Consider the following 7205-nt stretch of genomic DNA (forward strand, 5'->3'; position numbering starts at 1 on the left):
GGCGGGCTGCGGCGGACGGTGCGGGCGCCGCGGCGACCAGGTTGGCCAGGATGCCGGCGGCGTCGAGGTCGGCGGTGACGGCGAGGTTGACGAAGTCGCCGACGATCGCCCCGGTCACGTTGGGCGGGAACGGGAAGGACAGCATGAAGTCCAGGGACTTCGGCAGGTCGTCGCCGGCGCGGACCAGCTGCTCCAGGATCGGTTGCAGCGCCCGTACGCTGGCCAGGGTGTCGTCGCGGCTGCGCTCCACGACGCGGGTGCCGACCCGGCCGAGCTCACCGAGCGCGGTCAGCGCGCTGGTCAGCTGGGCGCGCTGGCGGGCCAGCACGGTCATCCCGGGGGCGAGGGAGTCGACGGCGTCGCCGACCACCTGCCGTTGCCGGGCCAGCCGGCCGGTGAGCCGGTCGAGCGCCTCGACGGCCCGGACGATGTCGGTCTTCTGCCGCTCCAGCCCGCCGATGAAGGTGTCGAGCTGGCGCAGCGCGTCGCGGACCGCGGGCTCGCGGCCGTCCAGTGCCGCCGCCAGTTCCTGGTTGATGATGCGCAGCTGCGCCAGTCCGCCGCCGTTGAGCAGCAGCCCGAGGGCGGCGAGCACCTCCTCGACCTCCGCCCCGCGGCTGGTGCGGACCAGCGGGATGACGTCACCGTCGGCGAGCCGGCCGCGCGCCGGTTCGGTGGGCGGTGCGGCCACCGTCACGTACTTCTCGCCGAGCAGGCTGCTCTGCCGCACGGCGGCGGTGGCGTTGGCCGGCAGGCGGACCTCGCGGTCGATGCGCAGGGTCACCCGCGCCGTCCAGCCGGCCAGGGAGATCTTCTCGACGCTGCCCACGGTCACGTCGTCGACCTTGACGGCGGCCTGCGGCACCAGGTCGAGCACGTCGCTGAACTCGACGGTGACCGTGTACCCGGCGCCGGCCGGCTCGCCGCCGGGCAGTGGCAGGTCGGTCACCTCCGGCAGGCCGCACCCGGCGGGCAGCAGCGCCGCGACCAGGACGCCGGCCGCCAGCCGGCGCATCCGGGCGATCACGCCGGCCCCCGCAGGATGCCGCCGAGGGTGAGGTCGTGGGTGATGTCGGGGCCGCCCAGCGCCGGATCGGGGACCGGCACTCCGGGCGCCCTGGGAGGGGAGGCGCCCGGTGGGACCGTACCGGTCGCCGGGGCGCCGGGCGGCAGCTTGAGCAGCTTACGCAGCTGGTCGGTCATCGGCAGGCCGCGCGAGTGCAGGGTCTGCGCGAGCGCACGGCACTTCTCGGGCACCCGCGCCGCCGGCAGCTCGTCCACCATCAGGGAGCAGACGAACCCGGCGGGGTCGTACGGGCCGGTCGCGTTGTTTCGGGTGTCGAGCGTGCCGGAACGGGGGTTGTAGGACAGGGCGAGGTTGCTGACGGTCAGCGGCGCGACGTCGAGGATGTCGATGACCGCCTGCTGCTGGCGGACCAGCACCCCGGTGATGTCGGCCAGCGCCGCCACGTCGGCGGTGAGCACCTCGCGGTTCTGGCGCACGAACGCGGTGACGTCGGCCAGGGCGACCGAGAGGTTGCGCAGCGCGGCGGTCAGTTCGTCGCCTTCGCCGGCGAGCTGCTGCGCCACGTCGGCCAATTGCTGGTTGAACGCCCGGACCTGCTGGTCGCTGCGGGCCAGGGCGGTGGTGAACCGTTGCAGGTTGGCGACCGAGCCGAACAGGTCCTGCCGGCCGTCGGCGAGGGGGGCGAGCGCCCGGGACAACCCGTCGAGGGCATCGCGCAGGTTGTCGCCGTTGCCTTCGAGGTTGGCGCGCCCAGTGGCGACCAGGTCGGACAGGGCGCCGTCGGCGTTGGCCCCCTGCGGCCCGAGCGCGCGGTTGAACTCGTCCAACGCCCGGTAGATGTCGTCGATCTCCATCGGAGCGGCGGTCCGGGCGACCGGGATCTCCGCTCCGTCGGCCAGCGCCGGCCCCCCGCCGTACGCGGGGGTCAGCTGCACGTACCGGTCGCTGACCACGCTGGGCGGGACGATCAGCGCCTGCGCGTCGGCGGGCACGCTCACCTCCGGGTCGTAGCGCATGGTGACCCGCACGGTGGCGCCCTGCGGGGTCACGGCGGTCACCTCGCCGACGCGGACGCCGAGCACCCGCACGTCGGATCCGGGGTGCACCCCGACGGCGCGGGTGAAGTGGGCGACCAGCTGCCGTTGCGGAGTCTCGGGGCGGAAGACCACCACGGCGGCGGCAACGGCGGTCAGCAGGACGGTCGCGGCGGCGACCGGGCGCCGCCATCGCAGGATCTGGCCGGGCATCATCGTCCTCCCGTCGTGGGCTGGAACGGCTGCACCATCCCGTGCACGTACGAGTCGAACCACCGGCCGTTGCCGACCACGTTGGCGAACGCGGTCACGAACGGCGCCATCCGTTCGATGGTCAGCTCCAGGTTGTCTCGGTTGCGTTGCAACACGGCGATCACCTCACGCAGCTTGGTCAGGGCCGGGGTGAGCGTGGTGCGGTTGTCGGCGACCAGGCCGGACAGCTGGGTGGAGAGGTCGCTGGTGCCGACGAGCAGCTTGTGGATGGCGTCCCGACGGCGGCTCACCTCGGCCAGCAGCGCCTCGCCGTCGGTGACCAGCCTGCGGAACTCCTCGTCGCGGGTGGCGAGAACGTCGGTGACCTCCCGGGCCCGGGCCAGCAGGGACCGCAGTTCGGCGTCGCGCTCGGCGACGGTCCGGGACAGCCGGGACAGCCCGTCCAGTGCGGAGCCGACGCTGGCCGGGGTGTCGGCGAACGTCTCGGACAGGGTGGCGAAGGCGGTGGCCAGCTGTTCGGTGTCGATCGTGTCGAGGGTGTCGGCGAGCCCGGTGACCGCCTGCATCACGTCGAACGGGGCGGCGGTGCGCTCCAGCGGGATCTGCCCGCCCTCGGGCAGCCGTCCCCCGCCGGCGGGGGTCAGGGCGAGGTACTTCTGGCCGAGCACGGTCCTGATCCGGATGGTCGCGCCGGTCTGGTCGCCGAGGCGTACGCCGTCGTCGTCGACCCGGAAGCGGACCCGCACGTACGTGCCGCTGTCGCGGGCGAGTTCCACGGCGGTCACCTTGCCGACCCGTACGCCGGCGACCCGCACCTCGTTGCCGACGGTCAGGCCGCTGGCGTCGCGGAAGGCCGCCTGGTACGCGCGGCCGGTCAGCCCCGCGAGCCGGTCGAGCTGGAAGGCACCGAGCAGCACGGCGACGATCACGGTCAGCCCGACGGCGCCGGTGACCACGGGGTTGCGTTCGCTGAACGGTTTCATCGGCTGCCTCCGCCGGCGCACCGGGCGGCCGGTGCGCTGAACGTCACGGGGTTGAGCGTCTGGCCGGCGGCCGCCACCTGGCCGTCGAAGTCGCAGAGGTAGAAGTTGAACCAGGACCCGTAGGAGGCGACCCGGGTCAGCGCCTCGTACCGCTGCGGTAGCCGGCCGAGGGTGCCGTCGATGACGGCCGAGTTGCGGTCGAGGGTGCCGGCGAGCTGGTCCAGGGCCCGCACGTCCGCGGCCAGTGGCGGCCGCACCTCCGCCAGCAGTGACGAGGTCGCGGCCGTGAGGTCGCCGATGTTGACCAGCGCCTCGCCGATGGCCTTCCGGTCGGCGGCCAGCCCGGAGACGAACTCCTGCAGCTGCTGGATCGTCCGGTCGAGCTCACGGTCTCGGGTGGCCAGGGTCCCCAGGACGTCGTTGAGGTTGGTGATCACCCGGCCGATGACGGCGTCGCGGTCGGCGAGGGTGTTGGTCAGCGACGCGGTGCGGCTCAGCAGGCTGCTGACCGTGCCGCCCTCGCCCTGGAGCACCTGGATGATCTCGTAGGCGAGCTTGTTGACGTCGTCCGGGTTGAGTGCGGTGAACAGCGGCCGGAATCCGTTGAACAGCACGGTCAGGTCCAGCGCCGGGGTGGTCTGGCCGACCGGGATGAGCCCGTCCGGCCGCAGCGGGCGCCGGTCCCCCGGCCCCTCGCTCAGCGCCAGGTAGCGCTGGCCGACGAGGTTCCGGTAGCGGATCTTGGCGCGGACGCTGGTGGCCAGGGGTACCTCGTCGCGGACGGTGAAGGCCACCTCGGCGACGGTGTCGTCGACCACCCGGATGTGGCTGACCCGGCCGACCCGCACCCCGGCGATGCGCACGTCGTCGCCGGGCAGCAGCCCGGTGACGTCGGTGAACCGGGCCCGGTAGGTGACGCCGCCGGCCGGGAACGCGCCGAGGGTCTGCGCGAGCAGCCCGGTCAGCAGCAGTGTCACGGCGGCGAAGATGGCCAGCTTGACCAGCGGCGCGATCGTCTTCTGGCTCATCGCGCGTGCACCACCGCGCCGCGCAGCAGCGGCCCCCACAGCAGGACCGCGATATCGGGCACCTCCGCTGGCGGGGTGCCGGTGAGGGCACCCACGAGGGGTTTGACGAGGGCACGTTCCTCACCGGTGGCGGCCCGACCCATCTCCGGGGAGGCGCCGGCGGGCGCGGCCGGCACGCCGACGGGCAGCTGCGGGCGGTGCCGCTCGCCTGAGTAGTCGTAGCCGTCGTTCACCGGCACCTCCGGGGCCGGTGGGGCGGGCCGGGGCAGGCCGTGGCAGTTCGGCCCGTCGTCGGCACCGTAGACCGGCTCGTCGCGGCCCCGCTCGTACTTGCCGCCGTCGCGGGTGACCTCCAGGGTGATGTGCATCCGGCCGCCGGCGAACACCTCCTCCACCCGGGGTTGCAGGGCGACCAGGCCGCTCATCAGGCACGGGTACTCGGGGGCGTAGGCGGCGAGCAGTTCGAGCACCGGTCGGCTCACCGCGCCCAGCCGGATGAGCTGGTCGCCGTGCCGGTCGAGGAAACCCCGGGTGACGTCGGCCGCTCCGGTGGTCGCGGCGAGGAACGCCGCCAGTTGGGTGCGCTGGTCGGCGACGGTGCGGGCGGTCACCGTGACGTCGCGCAGCAGCGCCAGCAGGTCGGGCAGCGCCGCGTCGTAGCTGTCCAGCACTATTGCCAGCATGCGGATGTCCTCGGCGATCGCCGGCATCGCCGGGTTGAGTTGCTTGAGATACGCGTCGAGCGCGGCCAGGTTCGCGCCGAGCTGGTCACCCCGGCCCTCCAGGGTGGTCGCCAGGGCGCCCAGGGTGGTGGCCAGCTGGTCGGGGCGGATGGCCTGCAGCAGGGGCAGCGCCTCGTCGAGGACCCGTTCCAGCTCCACGGCCGTGCGGCTGCGGTCCTGGGTGATGACGGCGCCGTCGCGGATCGGCCCGGCGGTGCTGGCCGGCGGCGGGACGAGTTCGACGTAGCGCTCGCCGAAGAGCGTCTTGGGCAGCAGCCGGGCGGTCGCGTCGGCGGGGATCCGCGCGGTCGACGCCGGGTCGATGGCGAGCCGGAGGATGGCCCCGCCCCCGTCGCTGCGCACCGAGCGCACGTCGCCGACGCGCACGCCGCGTACCTTGACGTCGGCGCCGTCGCTGAGCTGCAGCCCGGCGCGGTCGGCGTGCAGGGTGACCCAGGCGACCGGGGTGAACACCTGGTGGTACTGCAGTACGGAGGCGGTCAGCGCCGCGGCGAGCACGACGATGAAGACGACGCCGAGGATGCGATGTTTCATGGTCACCCCGCGATCCGGACGGTGGTGGTCGCGCCCCAGATGGCCAGCGACAGGAAGAAGTCGACGATGTTGACGGCCACGATGGCCAGCCGGACGGCCCGCCCGACCGCGATGCCGACGCCGGCGGGCCCGCCGCTGGCCGTGTAGCCGTAGTAGCAGTGCACGAGCATCACGATCAGGCTGAAGACCAGCACCTTGCCGAACGACCACAGGACGTCGCCGGGCGGCAGGAACAGGTGGAAGTAGTAGTCGTAGGTGCCGGCCGACTGGCCGAAGTAGACGACGGCGATGGTGCGGGTGGCCAGGTAGCTGGAGAGCAGGCCGATCACGTACAGCGGGATCACCGCGATGAACCCGGCGATCATCCGGGTGGTGACCAGGAACGGCAGCGACGGCACGGCCATCACCTCCAGGGCGTCCACCTCCTCGGAGATGCGCATCGCGCCGAGCTGCGCGGTGAACCCGCAGCCGACGGTGGCCGACAGCGCCAGCGCGGCCACCAGCGGCGAGATCTCCCGGGTGTTGAAGTACGCCGAGATGAAGCCGGTGAACGCGCTGCTGCCGATCTGGTTGAGCGCCTGGTAGCCCTGCAGGCCGACCTCGGTGCCGGTGAAGAAGGTCAGGAAGCAGATGACGCCGACGGTGCCGCCGACCACCGCGAGGGCACCGGTGCCGAAGCTGACCTCGGCCAGCAGCCGCACCACCTCGCGCCGGTAGCGGTGGAGCGTGCGTGGCGCCCAGGCGAACGCCCGCAGATAGAACGCGAGCTGTCCGCCGAGGTCGTCGAGTTGTCGCAGCACCGGCACGTCACGTCCCCTTCTGCGGTACGACCTGGAAGTACACGGCGGTGACGACGAAGTTCAGCGCGAACAGCAGCATGAACGTGATCACCACGCTCTGGTTGACCGCGTCGCCGACGCCCTTCGGGCCGCCCCGGGCGGTCATCCCCTTGTAAGAGGCGACCAGCGCGGCTGCGGCGCCGAACAGCAGCGCCTTGACCTCACCGACCACCAGGTCGGGCAGCTGCCCCAGGGCCTGGAAGCTGGCCAGGTACGCCCCGGGGGTGCCGCCCTGCATGACCACGTTGAACAGGTAGCCGCCGGTGACCCCGACGACGCTGACCAGACCGTTGAGCAGGACCGCGACCAGCATCGAGGCGAGCACCCGGGGCACCACGAGCCGCTGGATCGGGTCGATGCCGAGCACCCGCATCGCGTCCAGTTCCTCGCGGATCTTGCGGGATCCGAGATCCGCGCAGATCGCCGAGCCGCCCGCGCCGGCGATGATCAGTGCGGTGACGATCGGCCCGGCCTCGCGGACCACGGCGAGCACCGACGCGGCCCCGGTGAACGACTGCGCGCCGAGCTGCCGTACCAGTGAGCCGAGCTGCAACGCGATGACCGCGCCGAACGGGATCGCCACCAGCGCGGCCGGCAGGATCGACACCGAGCTGATGAACCACGCCTGCTGGACGAACTCGCGGACCTGCACCGGCCGCCGCCCGAGCCCGCGCAGGGTGTCGAGGCAGAACGCGAAGAAGTGCCCCGCTTCCCGGAGGGTGCCCGTGGCGGCTTTCATTCGGAGTCCCCTCGGCGGGGCCGTACCGGAAGCTCCTCGGTGGGGCGTTCGGCGGCCGGTGCAGG

General features: G+C 72.9%; 7 protein-coding genes. All 7 read right to left on the reverse strand.

Annotated features, from left to right (window positions below; translation table 11 throughout):
• Nucleotides 1–1027: MCE family protein (locus C1I99_RS27170; RefSeq protein WP_233512741.1), on the reverse strand; the 1027-nt coding region annotated here is incomplete at its 3' end.
• Nucleotides 1024–2274 (reverse strand): MCE family protein, encoded by a 1251-nt coding sequence (locus C1I99_RS27175; RefSeq protein ID WP_233512742.1) that lies wholly within the window; start codon nt 2272–2274, stop codon nt 1024–1026. The genes C1I99_RS27170 and C1I99_RS27175, both read right to left, overlap by 4 nt.
• A complete protein-coding gene (locus C1I99_RS27180; RefSeq protein WP_111137060.1) occupies nt 2274–3257 on the reverse strand; it encodes an MCE family protein in 984 nt (327 codons plus the stop codon). The genes C1I99_RS27175 and C1I99_RS27180 overlap by 1 nt, the downstream gene beginning before the upstream one ends.
• A complete protein-coding gene (locus C1I99_RS27185) occupies nt 3254–4285 on the reverse strand; it encodes an MCE family protein (protein ID WP_233512743.1) in 1032 nt (343 codons plus the stop codon). The genes C1I99_RS27180 and C1I99_RS27185 overlap by 4 nt, the downstream gene beginning before the upstream one ends.
• On the reverse strand, nt 4282–5562 hold the full coding sequence (locus C1I99_RS27190; protein WP_111137061.1) for an MCE family protein: 1281 nt from the start codon (nt 5560–5562) through the stop codon (nt 4282–4284). Before C1I99_RS27190 ends, C1I99_RS27185 begins: the two co-directional genes overlap by 4 nt.
• 2 nt (nt 5563–5564) lie before the next feature.
• Nucleotides 5565–6368: an MlaE family ABC transporter permease gene (locus tag C1I99_RS27195; protein WP_111137062.1), complete on the reverse strand. Its 804-nt coding sequence runs from the start codon at nt 6366–6368 to the stop codon at nt 5565–5567.
• A gap of 1 nt (nt 6369) precedes the next feature.
• Nucleotides 6370–7140 carry an MlaE family ABC transporter permease gene (locus tag C1I99_RS27200; protein WP_111137063.1) on the reverse strand — a complete coding sequence of 257 codons (771 nt, stop codon included), beginning with the start codon at nt 7138–7140 and terminating at the stop codon, nt 6370–6372.
• Nucleotides 7141–7205: the final 65 nt, after the last annotated feature.

This window comes from Micromonospora deserti, assembly GCF_003236335.1.
Taxonomy (GTDB): Bacteria; Actinomycetota; Actinomycetes; order Mycobacteriales; family Micromonosporaceae; genus Micromonospora; species Micromonospora deserti.

Coding starts and splice junctions, on each gene's coding strand:
- C1I99_RS27175 (WP_233512742.1), bottom strand. CDS start 2,274: ATGCCCGGCCAGATCCTGCGATGGCGGCGCCCGGTCGCCGCCGCGACC.
- C1I99_RS27180 (WP_111137060.1), bottom strand. CDS start 3,257: ATGAAACCGTTCAGCGAACGCAACCCCGTGGTCACCGGCGCCGTCGGG.
- C1I99_RS27185 (WP_233512743.1), bottom strand. CDS start 4,285: ATGAGCCAGAAGACGATCGCGCCGCTGGTCAAGCTGGCCATCTTCGCC.
- C1I99_RS27190 (WP_111137061.1), bottom strand. CDS start 5,562: ATGAAACATCGCATCCTCGGCGTCGTCTTCATCGTCGTGCTCGCCGCG.
- C1I99_RS27200 (WP_111137063.1), bottom strand. CDS start 7,140: ATGAAAGCCGCCACGGGCACCCTCCGGGAAGCGGGGCACTTCTTCGCG.